Source organism: Bilophila sp. T19-St14 (genome assembly GCF_059728385.1).
The window spans coordinates 1156793-1179046 of record NZ_BAAGFT010000001.1 but is presented as its reverse complement, the minus strand read 5'-3'; the positions used below and the strand labels follow the sequence as shown (position 1 = coordinate 1179046).

The following is a 22254-nucleotide window of genomic DNA, read 5'->3' as shown; positions in this document are numbered from 1 at the left end:
GTTTCTATGGCATATTTGGGCGCGCGCAAGCGCACGACTCGGCAATCTTCTTCGCAGGCCGTCAACCGACGCCGTTCGGAAGGCGGGCTTCGCGCATGGTTTGCGTCCGTCGACTGGAACAACGTCCGGTTCCGTACGGTGGCGGTGCTTTTTTTCGTGGTGTGGGGCGCGCTGTGGATCCGGGCCGGATATGTCCAGCTTTGGGAAGGCCCCTTTCTGGCCGAGCGCGCGCGGCGGCAGCATATGGCCGCCGAAACCGTGGCTATGCCCCGCGGCATGATCACCGATCGCAACGGCCATATCCTTGCCCGCAGCGTGGAGTGCTGTTCCGTATATGCAAATCCGAGCATCATCACGGACATTCAGGCTACGGCGGCGACGCTGGCCGGGATACTCGGGCGTCCGGCCGATCAGATCAGGCCCCTGCTGGAAAAGAAGCGCAGCTTTGTCTGGCTTGCCCGCCGCGTGGACGATGCCACGGCCGAGGCCATCCGGCAGGCGGATCTCACGGGCGTCGAGCTGTCCCGCGAGTTTGAGCGCATTTACCCTTACCGTCAGGTGGCGGGGCAGTTGCTCGGCTTTGTCGGCATGGACGGCAAGGGGCTTGAAGGCGTCGAGCGTTCCTTTGACGATCAGCTCGGCGGCCTTTCCGTGCGTCAGGCCGTGCGGCGCGACGCATCGGGCCGTGAGTTCTACGTGGACAGCAATTACGAGGCGCAGCCCGCCGAGGATGTGCACCTGACCCTCGATTTGCAGGTGCAGTCCATCGCCGAGGAGGAAATTTCCAAGGCCGTCACGGAGTTCGGCGCGAAATGGGGCGGCGTGCTCGTGGTGGATGTGGCCGCCGGCGATATCCTCGCCTGGGCGCAGGCCCCGTTCTTCAATCCCAATTCCTATAACCAGTACCGTCCGAGCGAGTACCGCAACCGTCTGGCGCAGGACGCGCTGGAGCCGGGGTCTACGTTCAAGCCGTTTTTGATAGCGTCGGCGCTTCAGGAAGGGGTCGTTACCCGCGACACGACGTTCGATTGCGAAAACGGGCTGTGGAAAAGCCGGTACATTACCATCCGGGACGACAGCCGCCCGAAAGAGAATATCCAGAGCGTGGCGAAGATCCTTGCCAACTCAAGCAACATCGGCTGCGGCAAAATCGGGCTGGAGCTTGGCGCGGTCAAGTATCAGCGGTATCTTTCCCGGCTTGGCTTCGGGGAACGCACGAACATCCAGCTCGCCGAGAGCCGCGGCATCCTGCGCCCGGCGCGCGAATGGAGCGAGGCCGACCTCATCTCGTCCTCGTTCGGGCAGAGCCTTGCGGTCACGGTGCTCCAGATGGCGCAGGGGTATCTGACGCTTGCCAATGAAGGGGTGTATAAACCCCTGCGGATCGTCCTCAACGATGACGTGGGCGGGGGGGAGCAGCGTATTTTTTCCAGGAACACCGCACGGGAAGTGCTTTCCATGATGCGCGAGGTCGTCGATGAGGGCACGGGCAGGCGCGCCGCCATCCCCGGCGTGTCCGTGGCGGGGAAGACCGGAACGGCGCAGAAGGCGTTTCGCGGCAAGTACGGCGGGGAGCGCACCGCGTCGTTCGTAGGGCTTGTTCCCGCCGAAAAGCCGCAATACCTCGTGGTCATTTTTATTGATGAACCGTCGAAAGTGAGGTACGGCGGCGTGATCGCGGCGCCGGTGTTCAAGGCCGTGACGTCGCGGGTCATGGCGTATCATGGTTCGCTGCCGGATCCCGGCGCGCTGACCCCCGCGCAGATCAAGGCACGGGAAAAGGCCGAGGCCCGCGCCCGCGCCCGTGCGGAGCGGCGGGGGAACAAGGAAAAGACCGTGCTCGGCGAGTACCGCAGCGAGCTGGCGAAAAGGAAGACGGCGCTGCCGGTTCGGGATTCGGGGACGGTCCCGGACGTGGTGGGGCAGTCCGTGCGGCGGGCCGTGGAAATGTTTGCGCGGCAGGGGCTTGTCCCCGTCATCAAGGGCAATGGTTCAAGAGTGGTACGACAAACGCCGGAACCGGGCGTGCGCTGGGCGGGGAAGGATTCGGCCCCCACGTCATGCGTTCTTTGGCTTTCGGAGCAGGAATAATGGGAATGTATCCGCTTTCGTTACTGGAATCCCGCGTGGCCGCGCAGGGGATGGAGTTGTGCATCGACTCCCGCAAGGCGACCCCCGGTTGTGTTTTTGTGGCTCTGCCCGGCAGCAGTGCCGACGGTTCTCAGTTCATTGCCGACGCCGTGGCGCGGGGGGCCGGGTATGTGGTCTGCCGTCCTGAGGCCGCGGGGAACTGCGGCGAAGCGGAAGCCGTCGATTGTGCCGATCCCCGTCAGGCCCTTGGGCTGTTGGCCCGCGCCCGGTACGGGACGGCTTCCCTCCCGTTCCCCGTGGTCGGCGTGACCGGAACCAACGGCAAGACCACCACGACCTATCTGCTCGATCATCTGTTCGCCTCCGCCGGGAAGAAGACCGGCGTGCTCGGCACGGTTTCCTATCGTTGGCCGGGGCACCATGAGGACGCGCCCATGACCACGCCGGACTGCCTCGACGTGCATGCCATGCTGGCCGATATGCGCGCCGCCGATGTGGATATGGCCTTTATGGAAGTCTCTTCGCATGCGCTGGATCAGAACCGCGTCGCGGGCGTCGGCTTCGGCGGGGCCGTGTTCTCGAACCTGACGCAGGATCACCTCGACTACCATCACGATATGGAGACGTATTTCAAAGCCAAGGCCAAGCTGTTCCTTGACGAGGACGGCAGGCCCTTCGCGGATCGCGTGATGGCTATCGGCACGGACAACCCGTGGGGGGCCCGTCTGGCGGGGATGGTTCCCGACGCCATCGGCTTTGGCCTGACGGCCCCCGGATCTTCCAGGCGCTACCTTGCGGGCAAGGTGCTTTCCAGTACGACCGCAGGGCTGCGTTTGCATGCCAGTTTTGAAGGCCGCGAATGGGAATTCACGTCGCCGCTGGTGGGCAATTACAATGCGGAAAACCTGCTCGCCGTGCAGGCCGTCGCCCTTGGGTTCGGTCTCGATCCCGAAGCGTTCCGCTGTTTCGAGACCTTCTGCGGGGTGCCGGGCCGTCTGGAGCGCATCCTCAACCCGCAGAACCTTGATGTGTTTGTGGACTATGCCCATACGCCCGACGCGCTGATCAACGTCCTCAACGCGCTGCGCGGGGCGGGCTTCAAGCGCATCGTCACCGTGTTCGGCTGCGGGGGCAACCGCGACCGGGCCAAGCGCCCGCTCATGGGTGAAGCCGTAGCCAGGCTGTCCGATGTGGCCGTGCTTACCTCCGACAACCCGCGCCACGAGGAGCCTGAGGCGATCATGGCCGACGTCATGCCCGGCCTCTCCGGGGCCGCCGAAGTCTTTGCCGATCCGGATCGCCGCCGGGCCATCGAAAAGGGGCTTGAGCTCCTGCGCCCCGGCGACGCCCTGCTTATCGCGGGCAAGGGGCACGAGGGCACGCAGCAGATCGGCGATGTCAAACACCCGTTCAGCGATCAGCAAACAGTCCGGGAGATTCTGGGATGCGCCTGAGTTTTGAAGAGGTTGTCCGCGCGGTGGACGGTTCCGCCGTAGCGGGTGCCGTGCCTTGCGGCATTGTGGAAGGCGTGGGCACGGACAGCCGTGCGGTCAAGCCCGGCTCCCTGTTCGTCTGCATCCCCGGCGAAACGTTCGACGGGCACGATTTTGCGGGCAAGGCCGCCGAAGCCGGGGCCGCTGCGCTGCTGGCATCCCGGAATCCGTTCGGCGGCGTGCCGCCCGTCCCGCTCATCCTCGTTGACGATACGGTCAAGGCGCTTGGGAAGCTGGCGCACTGCTGGCGCAAACGCCTCAGCGGGACTCGGGTGATCGGGCTTACCGGCACGGCGGGCAAAACCACGGTCAAGGAACTGCTTGCGCAGGTTCTGGGCCGCCGCGGGCTTACCGCCAAGACCCATATGAACCTGAACAACCAGATCGGCCTGCCCCTGTCCATGCTGGCGGCGACCGGCGAGGAAGCGTTTTGGGTCATGGAGGCGGGCATCAGCCGCCCCCATGACATGGACGAGCTTGGGGCCATTCTTGAGCCGGATCTTGCCTTGATCCTCAACGTGGGGCCGGGCCATGCCGCCGGTCTGGGCGATCGGGGGACGGCGCATTATAAGGCGAGGCTTCTTGCGCACCTCGCGCCCGGCGGGACGGCGATCATCAGCGCCGATTATCCCGATCTCGCGCGCGAAGCCCGTGCCGTGCGGCAGGAATTGGTTTTCTTTTCCACCGCGGGGCGCCAAGTGGACTACCGTGCGGCCTATGTCGTGCCGGCGGGCGAGGACAAGGGGCTGTTCCGGCTGTGGCTGGACGGGGTTTCCATTGATGTGGAGGCTCCGTTCCGTGGGGCGTTCGGCGCGGAAAACGTCATTGCCGCAGCCGCCGTAGCGCACCGTCTGGGGCTGGGCGCCGAGGAAATCGCCGCCGGGTTCGCCGGGGCCGTGCTGCCGAAACAGCGTTTTGCCTGTTCGCGGGCCGGGGATTGGCTGGTCATTGACGACAGCTACAACGCCAACCCGCTGTCTTTCTCGCGGATGCTGGAGGCCGCCGCTGAAATGGCCGGGGATCGCGCGGACAGGCCCCTTGTGTGCGTGCTCGGCGAAATGGGCGAGCTCGGTTCGCTTTCCGAGGATGAGCACCGCAATTTGGGCCGCCTTGTGGCGGACATCAGGCCCCGCCTCGTTTGCTGGAAGGGCGGGCATCGGGAAGCGTTTGAAGAGGGGCTGCATGCCGGACGTTACGGGGGCGCATTCTGCCCGGTGGCGTCCGCCGAAGATATGTTCAAGGGCCTTGCCGCCTGTGATCTCGGCAGCGGCGGAGGCGTGATCCTGTTCAAGGGGTCGCGTTCAAACAAACTGGAAACGCTGGTCAACGCCTTCACGGAGGCTCAGGCGGGAGATCCTCATGCTGTATAACCTGCTGTATCCGTTGAGTGTTGACTATTCCGTCCTCAACATTTTCAAATACATTACCTTCCGATCCGCGTGGGCGCTTGTGACGGCGCTCGCGGTGAGCATCCTCGTCGGGCCCTATTTCATACGCTGGCTGCAGGCCATCAAGTGCCGTCAGGAAATCCTCAAGGAAGTGAAGGCGCACCAGTGCAAGGCCGGGACCCCCACGATGGGCGGCCTGCTCATCGTGTTCGCGGTGAGCGTGAGCGTGCTGTTGTGGGCGGATCTGACCAACGCCTATATATGGATGACCATGCTGGTGTTCGTCGGGTTTTCGGCTGTGGGGTTCGTCGACGACTTCATGAAGGTATCCCACCATCAGAACAAGGGCCTCAGCCCGCGCGCGAAATTTGCGGGCCAGATGCTGGTCGCCGGGGTCGCCATGCTCCTGCTGGTGTCGGAACCGGCCTATTCCACGCGGCTGGCGTTTCCGTTCTTCAAGACGCTGAACCCGGATCTCGGATATTGGTATATCCCCTTTGCCATGCTGGTCATGGTGGGGACGTCCAACGCGGTGAACCTGACGGACGGGCTCGACGGGCTGGCCATCGGCCCGATGGTCGTCGCCGCGCTGGTGTTCTCGGTGTACATCTACATCACGGGGCATGTGCGGTTCGCGCAGTATCTGCAACTTGAATACATTTCCGGCGTGGGCGAGGTCGCGGTATTTTGCAGCGCTCTGGCGGGTGCGGGGCTTGGCTTCCTCTGGTTCAACGCCTACCCCGCCCAGATGTTCATGGGCGACGTGGGATCGCTTGGGCTCGGCGGCGTGCTGGCCTTCCTTGCGGTGCTTTGCAAGCAGGAACTGCTGCTCCTCATTGTGGGCGGCCTGTTCGTGGCGGAAACCCTCTCCGTGATCCTGCAGGTGAGCTATTTCAAGGCGTCGGGCGGGAAGCGCATTTTCCGCATGGCCCCGCTGCACCATCATTATGAGATGAAAGGCATTCCAGAATCAAAAATCATCATCCGGTTCTGGATCATCTCGGTGATGCTTGGGCTCATCGCGTTGTCGGCACTGAAGTTGAGATAGCACCGGGAAGGCATCGGCTTTGAAGGAAGGCCGCCGTTTTCGGCTTCCTTGCCCTTCCAAGGCGCTTGGCGGCAAAACAGGGAACATTGTTCCCGGATCAAGTGAAGAGAGGGCGTTCCGGCGCGCCCGGATCGCTGTGGGCCGGTTCTGCGGAAACGGTTCGCGGCGGCTCCGAGGGGCCGGGGGAGCCTTTTCCCGGCGGGATCAAGGGGCGGCTCTTGCCGCCGGAGGCATCATTCTGGAGTCATAATGAAAGCTGCAAACGAAATGTCCACGAAGCCTGCACCGGCGGTGAAACCGGGCGACCTCGCGGTTGTTGTGGGGGCCGGGGTTTCCGGCGTGGCCGCCGCCAAACTGCTGCACAAGCTTGGGGCGCGGGTGCGGCTGCTGGATCGCTCTGTGGGGCGCGTCCCGGCTGGGTTCGCGGAATGGGCTGAGTCCGCGGGAGTGGAGATCGTATGCGGCGAACATACGCCGGGCCAGTTCCGGGATGCGAAGCTGGTCGTGCCGAGCCCCGGCGTGGCCGCCGCGGTCATCAGCAAGTTTCTGCCCGACGACAACCCGCCGGAGATCATGGCCGAAACCGAGCTGGCATGGCGCCAGCTTTCCGGCGAGCCGGTGATCGGCGTGACCGGAACCAGCGGCAAGACCACGACGACCAGCTTGTGCGCGGCCATGTTGAAGGAGCAGGGCCTCAGGGTCTTTACGGGCGGCAATATCGGCACGCCGCTGTCGGAGTATATCCTGTCCGGCGAGAAGGCGGATGTGGTGGTGCTGGAATTGTCCAGTTTCCAGTTGCAGACCTGTTCGACGCTGCACCCGCGCGTGGGCATTCTGCTGAACATCAGCGAGAACCATCTCGATTTCCACAAGGACATGGACGAGTACGTCAGCGCCAAGATGCGCCTGTTCGCCAACCAGACCGGGGAGGATCTCGCGGTGCTGCAGGAGGGCATGGACGGGCTCGCCGGGAAGTACGGGATCAAGGCGCGGAAAATCCATTATACGGAATCGGGCCGTTTCCCGGATATGCAGCTCATGGGCCCGCACAACCGCTGCAATGCCGAAGCGGCATGGCTGGCCTGCCGCGAATTCGGCGTGACGGAGGAAGCCGCCGCCCGTGCCGTTGCCGCGTTCCGGCCCTTGGAGCACAGGCTGGAAAAAGTCGCCGAGATCAACGGCGTGCTGTACGTCAATGATTCCAAATGTACGACCGTGGAAGCCCTGCGGGTGGCGTTGTCGTCGTTTGATCGGCCCGTGGTGCTGCTTGCGGGCGGCAAGTTCAAGGGCGGGGATCTGCCGGGGCTGTGCCCGCTTTTGAAAGGGCGGGCACGGTGCGTGGCCCTGTTCGGGGCAAGCCGTGAACGGTTTGAGCCTGCGTGGAGGGATACGCTGCCCGTGACGTGGGATCGCACTTTGGAACAGGCGCTGCGCCGGGTGGCGGGCAAGGACGGCCTGCCCGCACTGGCCCATGAGGGCGATGTGGTGCTGTTGGCTCCGGCGTGTTCCAGCTATGACCAGTACCCCAATTACCTGCGGCGCGGCGAAGACTTCAAGCGCGTCGTCCGTGAGGTGCTCGCATGATGATGGCCCGTCGCCGTGTTCCTTCGTCCGGGTTCCGTCCGGCGCAGGAAAGCGCCCCTGCCGGACAGTACGACTGGGGGTTGATCGCGCTGTTCCTTATGCTGTTGTGCATCGGCCTGCTCATGGTGCTCTCCGCCAGCGGCGTGGTGGCGGAACGCATCAACGGCGACAAGTATTTCTTTTTCAAGCGCCAGCTCATTTATGCCGCCGCGGGCGGGGTTGTGATGTGGGTTCTTGCGGCCGTGCCGCGCCACGTCCTGTACAAATTCCAGTATCCGTTCCTGTTGTTTGTGCTGATGCTGCTGTTTGTGACCCTGAGCCCGCTGGGTACGCGCGTCAACGGCGCGCAGCGTTGGATTTCGATGAAATTCTTCTCCATCCAGCCGCTGGAGTTCGCCAAGATCGCGCTTGCCCTCTACTTGGCCTACTTCATGAGCACGAAACAGGAGCTGGTGAAGACGTTCAGCAAAGGCATCATTCCGCCGTTTGCCATGACGGCCTTGTTTTGTTGCCTGCTGCTGGCGCAGCCGGACTTTGGCGGGGCCGTGGTGCTTTCGCTGATCCTGTTCTTCATGTGCCTGATCGGGGGGACACGGTTCATTTACCTGTTTATGGCCATCGGCGTGGGCTTGGCGGGCGCGTTGGCCCTGATCATCTTTGAGCCGTACCGTGCCCGGCGTCTGGTGGCGTTTCTCGATCCGTTCGCGGACGCCCAGAATGCGGGGTATCAGCTTGTGCAGTCCCTGTATGCGCTCGGTTCCGGCGGGTTCTTCGGCGTGGGCATGGGCGGCAGTTCCCAGAAGATGTTCTACCTGCCCGAAGCGCACAACGACTTTATCATGGCGGTGGTGGGCGAGGAGCTCGGCTTTTTCGGCATGACGCTGATCATGGTGCTGTTCGCCATGCTGTTCATGCGCTGCTACAAGATCATCATGGGGCAGTCGGATCTGCGCGATCGTTTTTCGGCTTTCGGCGTGACGCTGGTGCTGGCCATCGGCGCTACGCTCAATCTGGCCGTGGTTATGGGGATGGCTCCGCCCAAGGGGGTGGCCATGCCGTTTTTGAGCTACGGCGGCAGCAGCCTGCTTGCGAGTATGATGTGCATCGGCTTGCTGCTGAATTTTTCCCGCACGGCGCGGTGACAGGATAAGGATATGGGCGTTCGGGTCATTCTGACCACCGGCGGAACCGGTGGGCATATTTTTCCGGCGTTGGCTGTGGCGGAGCAGTTGCGGCGTGAAGGCGCCGAGCTGTTGTTCGTCGGTTCGCAGTACGGTTCCGAGGCGAAGCTGGCGAAACAGGCCGGGCTGGAGTTCCGGGGGCTGCCCGTGCGCGGCGTGCTTGGGCGCGGCCTGCGTTCCGTGGGCGCGCTGTGGGGGCTTTTCCGCGCCGTGTCCATGGCTGGGGCCATCGTGAAGGGCTTCCGGCCCGACGCCGTGATCGGCTTCGGGGCCTATGCCTCCTTCCCGTCGTTGGTGGCGGGCAGGCTTTCCGGCGTCCCCATCGCCGTGCACGAGCAGAATGCCATGCCGGGCCTGACCAACCGCATGCTGGCGAAGCTGGCGAAACGGGTGTTCCTGTCCCTGCCGGACGTGACCGGGGCTTTTGACGCAAGAAAGAGCGAGCTTACAGGCAATCCCGTGCGCGAGGCTATTGTGGAGTCCGGGAAAAACGCTGTTGGGCATCCCGGCACCCGCCGCCTTTTGGTCATGGGCGGCAGCCAGGGGGCGAAGGCCGTCAATTCCGTGATCCTCGCCAGCCTGGAACGCCTGATGAAGGCCGGGATCGAAATCCGGCATCAAACGGGCTCCTTCGATCTGGAGCGCGTGCTTGCCGGATACCGGGCGCACGGCGTCGACGCTTCGGGCGTGACGCCGTTCATCGAGGATGTGGCCGCGGCGTATGAGTGGGCCGATCTGGTGTTGTGCCGGGCCGGGGCGACGTCCGTGGCGGAACTGGCCGTAGCCGGAAAGCCCGCCGTGCTCGTGCCCTTCCCCCATGCGACCCACGATCATCAGACATACAACGCTCAGGTGATGGTTGATCGGGGGGCTGCGCTGCTGGTGGCGGAAAAAGACCTCCCGCATCTGGACGCCGGGGGGATGCTCATCAACCTGCTGCAGGATCCCGGCACGCTGTACACGATGTCCCAGATGGCGCATACCTGCGCGCGTCCCGATGCCGCCTCCAAGGTGGCGCAGGGCGTTCTTGCGCTGTGCCGCCGGAGCTGAAAAAGGAAACGACGATGCGTACCAAGTTTACGAAAATCCATATGATCGGCATCGGCGGTTCGGGCATGAGCGGCATCGCCGAAGTGCTTTTGAACCTCGGCTATGAAGTGCACGGCTCGGACATGGCGGACGGCCCTGTGGTTCAGCGCCTGCGCTCGCTTGGGGCGGATATCCATATCGGGCACGCCGCCGGGAATGTGGGCGACGTCAACGTGCTGGTGAAGTCCAGCGCGGTGGCGGAAGACAACCCGGAAGTGGTCGCCGCCCGCCGGAAGGGGATCCCGGTCATTCCCCGTGCGGAGATGCTGGCGGAGCTTATGCGCCTGCGGACCGGGATCGCCATTGCCGGGACGCACGGCAAGACCTCCACCACGTCGCTGACCGCCGCCATTTTCGACGCCGCCAGCCTTGACCCGACGGTCATCATCGGGGGGCGGATCAATGCTTATGGGGCCAACGCCCGTCTGGGGCAGGGCGAGTACCTGATCGCCGAAGCCGACGAATCCGACGGTTCGTTCCTCTGCCTGCTGCCGATCATCAACGTCGTGACCAATGTGGATCGTGATCACCTGGATCACTACGGCAATCAGGAAGCCATCGACGAGGCGTTCGTCAGCTTCATGAACCAGATTCCGTTCTACGGGCTGAACGTCGTATGCGGCGACGACCCCGGCGTGGAGCGCCTGCTGCCCCGCGTGAAGCGCCCCGTCGTGACCTACGGCTTTGGCCCCGGCAACCATATACGGGCGGAAGTGCTGGAGTGCGGGGTCATCAACCGGTTCAAGGTCTTCATCAAGGGCGAGGAGCTTGGTGAGGTGGCGTTGCGTCAGCCGGGCCGCCACAACATCCTGAACGCGCTTGCCGCCATCGGCGTGGCGTTGGATGCCGGCATCGCGCCGCATTTCTGCATCGAGGGGCTGGCCCGTTTCGGCGGGGTGGGGCGGCGTTTCGAGTATAAGGGCGAAAAGAACGACATCCTTGTCGTGGACGACTACGGGCATCATCCCGTGGAAATCGCCGCGACGCTGGCGACGGCCCGCACCGCCTACCCGGATCGCCGGGTTGTGGTGGCGTTTCAGCCGCACCGGTTTTCGCGGACGCAGGCGCTGTTCGGTGAATTTTGCCATGTGCTCGGTACGGTGGACAAGCTGTTGCTGACGGAAATCTATCCCGCGTCGGAAAAGCCCATCCCCGGCGTGAACGGGCAGAACCTTGCGCAGGGCATCCGGCAGGTATCGGACGCGGACGTGAGCTATTTCCAGAATTTTGACGAGATGGTTGCCGCGTTGCCGGATATCCTCAAGCCCGGTGATCTTTTCCTGACCATCGGCGCGGGCAATGTGACCACTGTCGGGCCGCGTTTCCTCGCGCTGGAGTAGAAGGGCAATCGGGGGAGGGCGCTTTTTGCAAAAAGCTCCCTCCCCCGGCCCCCACCCGCAAAAACTTTGACTGGTGGGGAGGCCGTGCGGCGGGAGTTCCGTTGTACGGCACGGGGGAGGCTGTTGATGAAAACCGGGAATGCAGCGGCGTTTCCGGTACTGTCGGGGTCCGGGCCTGCGGTGCTTCAGCACGGCTTCCGTGATCTGGGCGTTTTCGGTTCTGCCGGGGTCCGGGGGGCGGCTCGTCCCCCGGACGGGGTCAAGGGGCAGTCGGCCCCTTGCCGCCGGAGGCATCCTCGTGTTGCTGTGGAAAGTGCCTTGCGTCACCGGGCCGCTTGCCGCCGGGGGCATCCTTTCCGTCCTGAAGGGCTGGGGCGTAAAAGGGGGTGCCCTGATACACGGCCTTTATCAGTCGGAAGGGCTTGTTCCCTGCAAAAAATAATATTCAACAGAGTCGTTCTCCTGCGAAACAAACGGGAAAGAGGAAAACCGATGGTACGGATCGTTGCGTCGCCGCGCATGGCTTCTTTGACCTCCCTGCACCTGGGGGGCCGGGCGCTGGCGCTCGCCACGTTTGAAAGCGCCGCGGATCTGGAAACGCTGCCTGCGGCGGCGGATCGGATCGGGGGGTGCGTGGCCATGCTTGGCGGCGGGACGAATATCCTCGCCGCCGATGGCGAGCTGCCCGTTGTGCTCGTCCGCTGCGGTATGGACGGAGCGCCCGCCGTGATCGGTGAGGAAGGAGGGCTGCGGCTCGTGCGGGTCGGCGCGGGCGTAAAGCTGCCCCGCCTGCTGGTCTGGTGCATGAAACACGGTTTGTCCGGGCTGGAAGGCATGGCCGGGGTGCCGGGCGACCTGGGCGGCGCGGTGGCCGGGAATGCCGGGGCGCACGGGATGGATATGGGCACGGTGCTGCGCAGTGTGGATGTATTTTCCCCGGATCGGGGCTTTCGGACGCTGGGGCGCGAGGATGTTTGCTGCGGATACCGCTTTTTCGGCTTGAAGGACGGCGGGAAGCCGTGGTTTGCCATTTCCGGCGTCGTGTTGGCGCTGCGCCCGGCGGAACCGGAAGCGATCCGCACGGCCCTGCGCGGCAATATCGAACGCAAGCTGCGGGTACAGCCCGTTCGTTCATGGAGCGCGGGATGCGTCTTCAAAAACCCCCCGGAGGGGATGTCGGCGGGCAGGCTGCTTGACGAGGCCGGGTTCCGGGGCAGGCGGCTTGGGGGCATGTGTTTTTCCGGGCTTCATGCGAATTTTCTGGTCAACGAGGGCAAGGGCAGCGCGGACGCCGCGCTTGAGCTCATCCGGTCGGCGCAGGGCGCCGTATGGGAACGGTTTGGGATCCAATTGCAGACGGAAGTGAAATTGTGGGTATTCTGAGTTCGTCCAGACGCAGCGGCAGGCGTTCCGCCCGCAACAGCTATACCAGCCAGCAGCGGCGGGCCCCCTCTTCTTCGGGGGGATCGTTTTTCGCCCATGTGAAATCGGCCCTCAGTTGGACTCTTGGCCTTGGGATCGGCGCTGCGCTGCTCGTCGGGCTTGGCGTGGGGGGGCTTCAGTTGCACCGGCTGGCGACGACCAGCGAGTTTTTTGCCATCAAGCGCGTTGAAATCCGGGGCACGACCCATTTTTCGCGCGAGGAAGTGCTCAAGGCCGCAAACCTGCAATCGGGCGTCAACAGCCTGACCGTCAACATCGCGGATGTGGAGCAGGGCCTCCGCAGCAACCCGTGGGTACTGTCCGTGGCCGTGAAGCGCCGCCTGCCGGATGCGTTTGAGATCCGCATCCGGGAGCGTATCCCCGCGTTTTGGATGCTCAAAGACGGCGTCCTGCACTATGCGGACAACAAGGGGCAGATCATCGCGCCCGTGAGTGTGGGGAATTTCCTGTCGCTGCCGACGCTGGAGATCCTCCCCGGCGGCGAGGAGCTGCTTCCCCAGATGGACGAGCTTTCCCGCGCGTTTCAGGCCGCCCACCTGCCTGTGAACATGGCCAGCGTTTCCCTGTTTCGGGTGAGCGCGGCCAAGGGCTTTGAGGTCTTTATTGAAAATAGGAATCTGGTGCTGTGCATCGCCGCTGAGGACTGGGACGCCAACCTGCGTCGGCTGAGTTTGGTTCTTTCCGATCTTGCCCGCCGCGGCGAGTTGAAGACGGCACGGGAAGTTTGGGCCGCCGACGGCAACGTCTGGGTTGTGGAACCTGAGAATGTTTAAAAGCGAGTAGCGGTTTTTTCTAGACTTTTTACGGAAAATATGCTGTATCCGGGGTATTCAGACTGTGAAACAGGGCGGAAATAGACACCCTTGTTTTGGCCCGGAACGGCAGTGACGGGCAGGGTGACGCCGCAGCGCCTCCCGAAATGATGGATTCGGGTCTGATTTTGCGTGATCGGGATGACGCAATATCCCGACATGCATTGCGAAACGCGCCAAGGAGTAGCGCATGTCCAAATCTGAATTGATAGTCGGCCTTGATATTGGCACCACCAAGATTTGTGCGGTGGTGGGCGAACCCTCTGAGAACGGCGGGATGGATATTGTCGGCATCGGCACGAGTCCGTCCACCGGGCTGCGGAAGGGGGTCGTGGTCAATATCGAGCAGACGGTGCAATCCATCAAGCGGGCGCTTGAAGAAGCCGAACTCATGGCCGGATGTGAAATCCGCTCCGTGTATGCGGGCATCGCCGGCAGCCACATCAAAGGCTTCAACAGTCATGGCGTCATTGCCGTCAAGGGCGGCGAAGTCTCGCCCCGCGACATCGAGCGTGCGCTGGATGCGGCCAAGGCGGTCGCCATCCCGCTGGATCGCGAGGTGATCCATATTCTGCCTCAGGAATACATCGTCGATGATCAACGCGGCATTGCCGATCCGATGGGCATGGCCGGCGTGCGTCTGGAAGTGAAGGTTCACATCGTGACCGGTGCGGTCACTTCCGCCCAGAACATCGTGCGCTCCTGCCATAAGAGCGGGCTTGACGTGTCGGACATCGTGCTGGAATCCCTCGCCTCGGCCAAGGCCGTGCTCACCGAGGAGGAACGCGAGATCGGCGTGGCCCTCATCGACCTCGGCGGCGGGACCTGCGACATCGCCATTTTCGCCAACGACTCCATCAAGCATACGGGCGTGCTGGCGCTTGGCGGGCAGAACCTGACCAACGACATCGCGTTCGGCCTCCGCACGCCCATGGCTGCGGCGGAAAAGATCAAGATCAAGCACGGTGCGGCCATTGCCGAAATGGTGCGCCCGGATGAGTATATCGAAGTGCCCAGCGTGGGCGGGCGGGAACCTCGCCGCCTGTCGCGTCAGGTGCTGGCGGAAATCTGTGAGCCCCGCATGGAGGAAATCCTCACGCTCCTCGATCAGGAGCTGGTGCGTTCCGGCCTCAAGAACATGATTGGTGCGGGTGTGGTGCTCACGGGCGGGACGGCCCTCATTCAGGGCTGTCAGGAGCTCGGCGAACAAGTTTTCAACCTGCCTACGCGCATCGGGTATCCCCGTAATGTGGGCGGGCTCAAAGATATGGTGAACAGTCCAAAGTTCGCCACGGCCATGGGCCTGCTCCGCTTCGGTGCGGAGAAGGAAGGCATGGAGCAGAAATTCCGTATCCGAAGCGACGGGAATGTGTTCAACTCGATCCTGTCGCGTATGAAGAAATGGTTTTCCGAAATTTCCTGACGCTTGGGCGCTCAGTAGTTGTTCTCTTTGAGGAGGAGCTATGATGGATATGCAGTTTGAAGCGGATACCCCCCCCGCGAATATAAAGGTCATCGGTGTCGGCGGTGGCGGCGGCAACGCCGTGCAGAACATGATCATGGCGGGCCTGAAGGGAGTCACCTTCATCTGCGCCAACACGGATGCGCAGGCCCTGCTTCGCTCCAAGGCTGAAATCAAGCTCCAGATCGGTGAAAAGCTGACCAAAGGGCTTGGGGCCGGGGCCGATCCCAACGTGGGCCGTGATGCGGCGCAGGAAAGCATCGGCGCGATCAAGGACGCCATCGGCGATGCCGATATGGTTTTTGTGACTGCGGGCATGGGCGGCGGCACCGGGACGGGCGCGGCCCCCATTGTGGCGCAGGCCGCCCGTGAGCTGGGGGCCCTGACGGTGGGGGTCGTGACCAAACCGTTCCTTTTCGAGGGCACGAAACGCGCCCGCGCCGCGGAGCAGGGCATTGCCGAGCTCCGTGAAAATGTGGACAGCCTGATCACGATCCCGAACAACCGCCTGCTGACCATCGCCCCCAAGAAGGCGAAGCTCAGCGATATGCTGAAATGCGCCGATGACGTGCTGCACCGGGCCGTCCGGGGCATTTCCGACCTCATCACCGTCCCCGGCCTCATCAACGTGGACTTCGCCGACGTGCGCACTGTCATGAGCGTATCCGGCCTGGCCATGATGGGCGCCGGCATCGCTGCGGGCGAAGGGCGTGCCATCGAAGCCGCCCGCAAGGCCATCACCAGCCCGCTTCTGGAAGATGTGTCCATCGCCGGGGCCAAGGCGGTGCTCATCAACATTACGGCCAACGAAGATCTGCTCTTTGAGGAATTCAACGACGCGTCCGCCTACATCAACGACGCGCTGGGCGAAGCCGATACCAACATCATCATCGGGTGCGCCACCGACGAGAACGCCGGGGACGAGATCCGCATCACCGTCATCGCTACGGGCATTGAGGGCAATACCGCGCCGAAGGTCGTGCAGGGCGGGCAGGCCAATATGGCTGCCGTCCGGCCCCAGCAGCGTCCTGTTCAGCAGCCGCAGCCTTCGCATTCCGGGTTGAATTACCAGAAGCAGTCCCCCGTCGAGGAGCATCCGCTGCCCCGTACGCGCATACCCCGCACATTCGACAATCTTCCGGCTGACGATGACGAGCGTATTGTGCCCACGTTCCTGCGGACTCGTGAGCAGCTCTCCAAGCAGGCAAAGCATAACCCCGGCCGTGAAGAGTTTATCTTCGAGGAAGAGGAAATCGAGCTGCCTACGTTCATCCGCAAGCAGGCCAACTGATCCCGGCCGGAGCGTATAATTCAGCCGACCGGCATTCAAAGGCAGATCCATCCGGCTCTTTCAGAGAGGCCCTTTCCTGTGGAGAGGGCCTCTCGTTTTTTCGGTGCCCTTCGCGCTGGCCGGTTTGGGAATGGAAGGAAATGTTCTTTCCCGGAAAAAGCCGCCTCTCCCTTTCCCGATATATCCCCATCAGTCCATATGGGAATGGCGGCGTGCTGGAGGCAAGAGGCAACGGCTGTGGAGTGCCCAAAAAAAGGGTGGCGTCCTCAGAGGTTCGGGCGTATTTATCGGCAATAGGGCTTTATAAGGCATAGATTCGGAGATAGCTATGAAAACGATCCGGTTTTTTCTGTTGTGGTGCATGGTTGTGGCTGTTTCAGCCTGTACGCCGTTCTACCGTGGCTTTGAAGGCTCGACGCTGGTTTCTCCGGCGCGTCCCGACGTTTCCGTCAGTGTTGCGGATATGCCGATGCTTGCGCACGGCCAGATCGCCCCGTTCCTGAGTACGGATCAAGGCTACCAGTTCCCGGAAACCTTTGTTTCCGTATACGGAACGGATGCTGCGTCTCCCGTCGCTGTCGTGGCCCTTTCCTTTGTGCCCAACAATGCTTGGGAATGGGACCCCCTGACGTTCAGCGGGCCTCTGGCGGAGCGGAATATGGGTGCGGTCTTTGGCGGTGAAAGCTTTTATGGGAATATCCGTATCGTGAATGGGGCCAAAGATCCTTTTGCCTCGTTGTTCGTGCCTGAGGAGCAGTGGGCCTCCATTGATTGGCTGGTGCAGCGGTTCGCCTGTCTGAATGATTTCAAGCGCGCCAAGCTCATCCTCGAATACCGCGAACCGCTTCCCGCGTCGCTCAAGGGCGTTTCCGAGGTGCCGGTGTACAACGAGGCTGTGCAGGCATTCCGCGAACGTGCGGCCAAGGTTTTCCATGTCCAATACGGCGGGGCCCCTTTGCCCAAGGATGCGGCCCCGTACATAAAGACGCTCAATGCCCGTTCTATGGGGAGTTTCCTCGGCAGCATGTCCATGAAGGAACCTTTGTTCCCCAACGCCTCCAATTGATGGGGCCGCTTCCCGGATGGGGCCGCATAGCCCGGAGTTTCATAGGGATTGCCGTCCCACATGAAAAGGGGCGGCTGCCCCCCGATATTCGGATGCCCTGCGGCTGGCTGCGCTTTTGAGCTGGGTGTGGACATCCGGGAGTGCGGGCATCTGGATGCCTGCGGACGGCTGGGCTTATGGGAGCATCCCGGACTGGGGCGGCAATGTATTTTTTTCATAAAGGAAAAGCATGTCCGGGGTGGGCATGCTTTTCTTGTCTCAGCGGGATTGCTTTTTGCGTTGTCCGCGTTCCCAATCGTCCTTGCGGATGGCTTCTTCTTGAAGCATGATGGGGATATTGTCGCGCACAGGAAAAACCAAGGCGCAGGCCGGGCATTCCAGCCCGCTTTCGTTGTCCACAGGTTCCAGCTCTCCCCGGCATACGGGGCAGGCGAGCAGGGCAAGCAGTTCGGGATTCAGGGCCATGAAGCGTCTCCTTGGCGCAGTGTTGACGGATAAATGAAGAGTGTAACGCCTTCCGTTGCGGAGGACAAGCCGCCTTCCGGCAGGGGGATATTCGCGTTTTCAATGAAACTTGTATTCAACTGTATGGAATTTAAAATGAGTTTTTTAGAAAATCATCGAAAAGGTGAATGTCTCTCCCGCAGGGCGGCGATGAGGAGGAATCATGCAGCCCCGTTTTGTTGATTTGCATACGCATACCACGGCGTCCGACGGTACGGACACCCCCAGGGAGCTCATACGCAGGGCGGCTTCCTTGAAGCTCGCGGCGGTTGCCGTGACCGACCACGATACGGTTTCCGGGCTTGATGAAGCGGAAGCCGCCGGGCGCGAGTACGGGGTGGAGATCATCCGGGGGTGCGAGCTCGGCGTGCAGGGGCAGTATGGGGAAATCCATCTGCTTGGGTTGTGGCTGCCCCGGCATTCCGCCCCATTGGATGCGGAGCTGGCCCGCTTGCGTGGGCACAGGGAAGAGCGCAATCTGAAGATTCTCGACAAGCTCCGGTCTATCGGCATCAATATAAGCTATCAGGAAGTGCTGGATGAGGCCGGGGGCGAATCGGTCGGCAGGCCCCACATCGCCCGCGTGCTCCAGAAGCGCGGCATCGTGTCCGGCTTCGCACAGGCCTTTGAGCTGTATCTCGGCTATTACGGCTCCGCATACGTGCCCCGGACGCTGCTCTCCCCGGAGGAGGGGGTAAGCCTCATGGCGGATCTCGGTGCGGTGGTGAGCTTTGCGCATCCCATGCTGATCCGTTGCCCGCCGTCGTGGTTCGACGAAATCATCCCCCGGCTCAAAGAGGCGGGCCTTGGGGCCATCGAAGCCTACCACAGCGAGCACTCCGCGCGTGACGAGCGGTTCTGCGTGGAGCTGGCTGCCCGGTACGGCCTCGGTCTCAGCGGCGGTTCGGATTATCACGGCATGGCGAAGCCGGGCGTGGAGCTCGGGCGCGGCAAGGGGGGCTTGCGGGTGACGGCGGCGCTGCTCGATGCGCTCAAGGCCCGGCGCAAAAGCCCTGTTGACGGCGCTTCGGAGGTCTTGTAGGCCAGCCGTATGAAACTGCTCGGACTGTATCAGGATCAGGCGCGGGAACATCCCGGCGAGGCCAAGTACATGCTCGTTGCCAACGCCATCGCGCAGGGCATTGAGGATGGTTGCCTTGCGCCCGGCGAATCGCTGCCGACGCACAGGGAGCTGGCCGAAGCGCTCGGCGTGACCATCGGGACCGTGAGCCGGGGTTACGCCGAGGCCGCGCAGCGCGGCTTGACCGTGGGCGTGACCGGGCGGGGGACTTTTGTGACCGCGCCGTGCCGCGACGTGGACGTATACGAGGGCGCGGGCAGGATGTATGATCTGGGGTTTATTGCGCCTTTTGAATATCTGAACCCGGATTTGAACGAGGCCGTAGCCGAGTTGTCCCGCTATGCCGATTTGAAGGAACTCAGCAGCTATCAGCAGCCGCGCGGCCTGTTGCGGCACCGCGAGGCCGGGGCTCATTGGGCGGGGCGGTACGGGCTGGCCGTTTCGCCGGAGAACCTCCTCGTCTGTGCGGGGGCGCAGCACGCGCTTTTGACGGTACTCGCCTCCCTGTTCAATCCGGGGGATCGCATCGCCGCCGAACAGCTCAGTTATCCGCTCCTCAAGCAGCTTGCCCGCCGCCTGCGGCTCAACCTGACGCCCATTCGGATGGATCAGGGAGGGATGCTGCCCGATTCGCTGGAAGCGGCTTGCCGGGCCGGGGGCATCAAAGGGCTGTATTTGATGCCCACCTGCCAGAATCCCACGCTGGCGCAGATCCCTGAGTACCGCCGCCGGGAGCTGGTGGAGATCTGTCGGCGTTATGATGTCATGATCATTGAGGACGACGTATACGCCCTCTCGTTGGAGCACAATCTGCCGCCGCTGGCGTCATTGGCCCCGGAGCGCTGTTGTTTCATCGCCTCCACGAGCGAAGCCCTGAGCGGCGGGCTGCGCATCGCCTATCTGTGCCCGCCGGATGCCGTTTTTGCCGAGCTGGAGCGGACGGTTTCCTACACCATTTCAATGGCCCCTCCGCTCATGGCTGAACTGGCGGCCATGTGGATCCGCAACGGCACGGCGGATCGAGTGCTGGCCGCCAAGTGCCGTGAGGCGGCGGAGCGGAACGCGCTGGCCCGTCAGCTTCTGGATGGTTTTCCGTTGGAGACGCGGACTACGGGTTTTTTCTGCTGGCTCAAGCTGCCTGATCCGTGGGCGGCGGTGGCTTTTGCCGAAGCCGCGCGCCAGCGTGGGATCATTGTGGCGGACAGTGACCTGTTCGCGCTCAGCCATGCCTCGCCGGAGCAGGGCGTGCGTTTGGCGCTCGGCGGCGTGCGCACGCGGGAAGCGCTGGCTGATGCGCTGGGCACGCTTGCCGGGATGCTGCACGGGTAGGGTAGGGGTGTTGTGTGAGGATGATTGGGGAGAGGGAGGGAACCTTTCTGGAGAAAGGTTCCCTCCCCCTCCCCAAACCCCACCCCCTCCCTCCCAAGACTTTTGCCTTTATCGAATCCCTGATGCAGGTTTGGGCGTATTATCGTATGGCGTTCGTTGGAAGGGCAGTTTCGGCTTTCTTTTTCTTTCTTCTCTCTCTCTCTCTCTCTCTCTCTCTCTCTCTCTTCGCCTTGCGTATCATAGTCGGCCCGCACGTCCGAGGCGAGAAGCTCTTGCGCCTTGCGTATAATTGAATGTTGTTCATTGGAGTTGGCTACCGGGTTGGATGGTTGTTCTGGTTGACTGTGAGGCTGGGGTTGGAGGGGCTGGCTGATTATGGGGTTGGGATGGAGCCTATTTTCCGAGTGGCGTTTATGCCCTGTATAGGCCAAGGAGGGCTGTGACGCGTGGAGCCTACCATAATCGGGGGTTCCTTTTCTGAGGGGAGGGGCTCTGTTGTGTGCCGCCGTGGACAGGGCTTCAATGTTTATTCCCGCGCGGGTAAGGGGCACTGTGACGCGTAGGGCCTATGGCAGCAGGAATCTTTTTGTTGTCGTTTCGTGGAAAAGGGAGGACTGCTGGAATGGGGGGATCTGCAAGGATTTTTTGGCTGTGTTCAATTTTACGGTTGATGATTTTTTTCAATGAAAATCAAGAGATAAAAGTTCGTTCCACGTCTAGTGATGTGGGCCTCTCTCATTTTTTGTTCATTACATGAAATCCAGTTTTGAAGAATTGTTGCGAGACCTCCAAATAATTTCCAAAGAACTCTTCCTTTCCAGTTGGAATCTTGTATCAGCCACAAACTTAAACACAGCCATTTTTTAGGCTCTGTCATGGGATGCGGTTGTTTCAACTTCAGAGCATAGAAAATACAGCTTTTTTCTCCCATTTTTCTTTTTTGGGGCTTTATGGCTGGGGCATTGCGTTGGTTATGTCTTTGGGACTTTAAAAAGCATCAATCGGTTTTCTGCGACGCGGCTTTTTGTAAGGCTCTGGTAGAGTATGTGGTTGTTTCATCTCTACAGTGCGGTGGAAATACAACCTTTTTTCCAGTTTTCCCCTTGGCGGGATCCACGGCTAAGGTATTTTGCCAGTTGTCCCTTTGGAATTTCAAGGAAAAAACATCAACCGTTTTCTATAACACAGCCTTTTGTAAAGGATTTGGGGGTATGGCTGTGCCATAATCTGGTTTATCTCTACAGTATATTGAAAATACAGGTTTTTCTTTAGTTTTTCTGTTGGTGGGCTCCATGCTTGGGGCCTTTTATTTAGTTATGGCTGTGTCATAGAGAATGGTTGATGTTTTTTCTTTGAAGTTCCAAGGGAATAGCCAACAAAATGTCCTAGTCATGGATTCCGTCAATGGGAAAACTGGATAAAAAGTTTGTATTTTCAATATGTTGTAGATATGAAGCAGCCACATGCTCTAACAGAACCTTCGTTATCCATTTGGAATTTCAATAGATGAGGTGTAAGCCGTTTCCTATGGCAGGGTCTTGTGTATTTATTGTATCTAGTTATAATCATTGATTGAAATGTCAGGCAGCGTATTTTGGTTGAAACCAAATGCTTCTTCCGAGGAGGAATCCCTATGCGTGGTTTCATGAAATATGCGTGCGTGTTGGCCCTTCCCCTGCTCGTAGCGGCGGGAGCGGCGCAGGCCCAGACGTGGCCCGACGGCGGCAATCCGTCTGAAGGTGCCGCCCTGTATGATGGCTGTGTCCCCTGTCATACGCTGAACGGCAACGGCCTTGCTGGGAAGCCGGTATCCGAGCTGATGGACAAGATGAAGGCGTACCAGAGCGGCACCTTCACCGACGCCAAATTGCTTGGCATGCAGCAGGTATTGAAGCCGTTGTCCGACAAGCAGCTTCTGGATCTTGCGGCCTATATCAACAAGATGTAATTCCGTAAAAAAGGTCTCACCTCCCTTTGCTCCTTGAAAGCGGCACCCATTGGGGGCCGCTTTTTGGCGTTCGGCATGGGGATCCTTGTCCCTGTCCGGGGCTT

The 22254-nt window shown here is 61.6% G+C and carries 18 protein-coding genes; 17 read left to right on the top strand and 1 reads right to left on the bottom strand.

Features of this window, described 5'->3' with window-relative positions:
- Window positions 1-6 precede the first annotated feature (6 nt).
- The 14 genes from AC6I1V_RS05200 (at window position 7) to AC6I1V_RS05135 (ending at window position 17288) form a co-directional block, all read left to right on the top strand.
- A complete protein-coding gene (locus AC6I1V_RS05200; protein ID WP_308770464.1) occupies window positions 7-2091 on the top strand; it encodes a penicillin-binding transpeptidase domain-containing protein in 2085 nt (694 codons plus the stop codon).
- A complete protein-coding gene (locus AC6I1V_RS05195) occupies window positions 2091-3545 on the top strand; it encodes a UDP-N-acetylmuramoyl-L-alanyl-D-glutamate--2,6-diaminopimelate ligase (protein WP_486853785.1) in 1455 nt (484 codons plus the stop codon). Before AC6I1V_RS05200 ends, AC6I1V_RS05195 begins: the two co-directional genes overlap by 1 nt.
- Window positions 3536-4954, top strand: coding sequence for a UDP-N-acetylmuramoyl-tripeptide--D-alanyl-D-alanine ligase (locus AC6I1V_RS05190; RefSeq protein ID WP_302552813.1), 1419 nt, complete (start codon window positions 3536-3538; stop codon window positions 4952-4954). Before AC6I1V_RS05195 ends, AC6I1V_RS05190 begins: the two co-directional genes overlap by 10 nt.
- Window positions 4944-6020, top strand: coding sequence for a phospho-N-acetylmuramoyl-pentapeptide-transferase (gene mraY / locus AC6I1V_RS05185; RefSeq protein WP_302552814.1), 1077 nt, complete (start codon window positions 4944-4946; stop codon window positions 6018-6020). The genes AC6I1V_RS05190 and mraY overlap by 11 nt, the downstream gene beginning before the upstream one ends.
- Window positions 6021-6269: 249 nt before the next feature.
- Window positions 6270-7604, top strand: a complete 1335-nt coding sequence (murD, locus tag AC6I1V_RS05180) for a UDP-N-acetylmuramoyl-L-alanine--D-glutamate ligase (RefSeq protein WP_486853784.1) — start codon at window positions 6270-6272, stop codon at window positions 7602-7604.
- Window positions 7601-8746 carry a putative lipid II flippase FtsW gene (gene ftsW / locus AC6I1V_RS05175; protein ID WP_302552815.1) on the top strand — a complete coding sequence of 382 codons (1146 nt, stop codon included), beginning with the start codon at window positions 7601-7603 and terminating at the stop codon, window positions 8744-8746. The genes murD and ftsW overlap by 4 nt, the downstream gene beginning before the upstream one ends.
- Window positions 8747-8758: 12 nt before the next feature.
- Entirely contained in the window at window positions 8759-9835 is a 1077-nt protein-coding gene (murG, locus tag AC6I1V_RS05170) for an undecaprenyldiphospho-muramoylpentapeptide beta-N-acetylglucosaminyltransferase (RefSeq protein ID WP_486853783.1), read from the top strand.
- A 14-nt stretch (window positions 9836-9849) separates the two neighbouring features.
- Window positions 9850-11214 carry a UDP-N-acetylmuramate--L-alanine ligase gene (gene murC / locus AC6I1V_RS05165; RefSeq protein ID WP_302552817.1) on the top strand — a complete coding sequence of 455 codons (1365 nt, stop codon included), beginning with the start codon at window positions 9850-9852 and terminating at the stop codon, window positions 11212-11214.
- A 298-nt stretch (window positions 11215-11512) separates the two neighbouring features.
- A complete protein-coding gene (locus tag AC6I1V_RS05160) occupies window positions 11513-11656 on the top strand; it encodes a hypothetical protein (RefSeq protein ID WP_497736920.1) in 144 nt (47 codons plus the stop codon).
- 50 nt (window positions 11657-11706) lie between these two features.
- The gene (murB, locus tag AC6I1V_RS05155; protein WP_486853782.1) at window positions 11707-12597 is read left to right on the top strand and encodes a UDP-N-acetylmuramate dehydrogenase; all 891 of its coding nucleotides are present in this window, start codon (window positions 11707-11709) and stop codon (window positions 12595-12597) included.
- Entirely contained in the window at window positions 12585-13430 is an 846-nt protein-coding gene (locus AC6I1V_RS05150) for a cell division protein FtsQ/DivIB (protein ID WP_302552820.1), read from the top strand. Before murB ends, AC6I1V_RS05150 begins: the two co-directional genes overlap by 13 nt.
- 229 nt (window positions 13431-13659) lie before the next feature.
- Entirely contained in the window at window positions 13660-14892 is a 1233-nt protein-coding gene (ftsA, locus tag AC6I1V_RS05145) for a cell division protein FtsA (protein ID WP_005025975.1), read from the top strand.
- 40 nt (window positions 14893-14932) lie between these two features.
- Window positions 14933-16222, top strand: coding sequence for a cell division protein FtsZ (gene ftsZ, locus AC6I1V_RS05140; protein ID WP_302552821.1), 1290 nt, complete (start codon window positions 14933-14935; stop codon window positions 16220-16222).
- A gap of 328 nt (window positions 16223-16550) precedes the next feature.
- Window positions 16551-17288: a DUF4851 domain-containing protein gene (locus tag AC6I1V_RS05135; RefSeq protein WP_308770455.1), complete on the top strand. Its 738-nt coding sequence runs from the start codon at window positions 16551-16553 to the stop codon at window positions 17286-17288.
- Between the two features lie 258 nt (window positions 17289-17546).
- Here AC6I1V_RS05135 and AC6I1V_RS05130 read toward each other — a convergent pair whose 3' ends face one another.
- Window positions 17547-17753 carry a Trm112 family protein gene (locus AC6I1V_RS05130; RefSeq protein ID WP_302552823.1) on the bottom strand — a complete coding sequence of 69 codons (207 nt, stop codon included), beginning with the start codon at window positions 17751-17753 and terminating at the stop codon, window positions 17547-17549.
- A gap of 202 nt (window positions 17754-17955) precedes the next feature.
- On the opposite strand from AC6I1V_RS05130, the gene AC6I1V_RS05125 reads away from it, so the two are divergent.
- The 3 genes from AC6I1V_RS05125 (at window position 17956) to AC6I1V_RS05115 (ending at window position 22150) form a co-directional block, all read left to right on the top strand.
- Window positions 17956-18834: a PHP domain-containing protein gene (locus AC6I1V_RS05125; protein WP_337430995.1), complete on the top strand. Its 879-nt coding sequence runs from the start codon at window positions 17956-17958 to the stop codon at window positions 18832-18834.
- Window positions 18835-18843: 9 nt separating this feature from the next.
- Window positions 18844-20202, top strand: a complete 1359-nt coding sequence (locus AC6I1V_RS05120) for an aminotransferase-like domain-containing protein (protein ID WP_486855016.1) — start codon at window positions 18844-18846, stop codon at window positions 20200-20202.
- A gap of 1633 nt (window positions 20203-21835) precedes the next feature.
- Complete coding sequence (locus AC6I1V_RS05115) at window positions 21836-22150, top strand: c-type cytochrome (RefSeq protein ID WP_486854867.1); 315 nt, start codon at window positions 21836-21838, stop codon at window positions 22148-22150.
- Window positions 22151-22254 lie beyond the last annotated feature (104 nt).

Excerpts from the sequence above, each read along its gene's own strand:
- AC6I1V_RS05120 (WP_486855016.1), top strand. The coding sequence starts at position 18,844 with ATGAAACTGCTCGGACTGTATCAGGATCAGGCGCGGGAACATCCCGGC.
- AC6I1V_RS05190 (WP_302552813.1), top strand. The coding sequence starts at position 3,536 with ATGCGCCTGAGTTTTGAAGAGGTTGTCCGCGCGGTGGACGGTTCCGCC.
- ftsZ (WP_302552821.1), top strand. The coding sequence starts at position 14,933 with ATGATGGATATGCAGTTTGAAGCGGATACCCCCCCCGCGAATATAAAG.
- AC6I1V_RS05195 (WP_486853785.1), top strand. The coding sequence starts at position 2,091 with ATGGGAATGTATCCGCTTTCGTTACTGGAATCCCGCGTGGCCGCGCAG.
- murC (WP_302552817.1), top strand. The coding sequence starts at position 9,850 with ATGCGTACCAAGTTTACGAAAATCCATATGATCGGCATCGGCGGTTCG.
- AC6I1V_RS05115 (WP_486854867.1), top strand. The coding sequence starts at position 21,836 with ATGCGTGGTTTCATGAAATATGCGTGCGTGTTGGCCCTTCCCCTGCTC.
- murB (WP_486853782.1), top strand. The coding sequence starts at position 11,707 with ATGGTACGGATCGTTGCGTCGCCGCGCATGGCTTCTTTGACCTCCCTG.
- AC6I1V_RS05135 (WP_308770455.1), top strand. The coding sequence starts at position 16,551 with ATGAAAACGATCCGGTTTTTTCTGTTGTGGTGCATGGTTGTGGCTGTT.
- AC6I1V_RS05130 (WP_302552823.1), bottom strand. The coding sequence starts at position 17,753 with ATGGCCCTGAATCCCGAACTGCTTGCCCTGCTCGCCTGCCCCGTATGC.
- murG (WP_486853783.1), top strand. The coding sequence starts at position 8,759 with ATGGGCGTTCGGGTCATTCTGACCACCGGCGGAACCGGTGGGCATATT.
- murD (WP_486853784.1), top strand. The coding sequence starts at position 6,270 with ATGAAAGCTGCAAACGAAATGTCCACGAAGCCTGCACCGGCGGTGAAA.
- AC6I1V_RS05200 (WP_308770464.1), top strand. The coding sequence starts at position 7 with ATGGCATATTTGGGCGCGCGCAAGCGCACGACTCGGCAATCTTCTTCG.
- mraY (WP_302552814.1), top strand. The coding sequence starts at position 4,944 with ATGCTGTATAACCTGCTGTATCCGTTGAGTGTTGACTATTCCGTCCTC.
- ftsA (WP_005025975.1), top strand. The coding sequence starts at position 13,660 with ATGTCCAAATCTGAATTGATAGTCGGCCTTGATATTGGCACCACCAAG.
- ftsW (WP_302552815.1), top strand. The coding sequence starts at position 7,601 with ATGATGATGGCCCGTCGCCGTGTTCCTTCGTCCGGGTTCCGTCCGGCG.
- AC6I1V_RS05125 (WP_337430995.1), top strand. The coding sequence starts at position 17,956 with ATGCAGCCCCGTTTTGTTGATTTGCATACGCATACCACGGCGTCCGAC.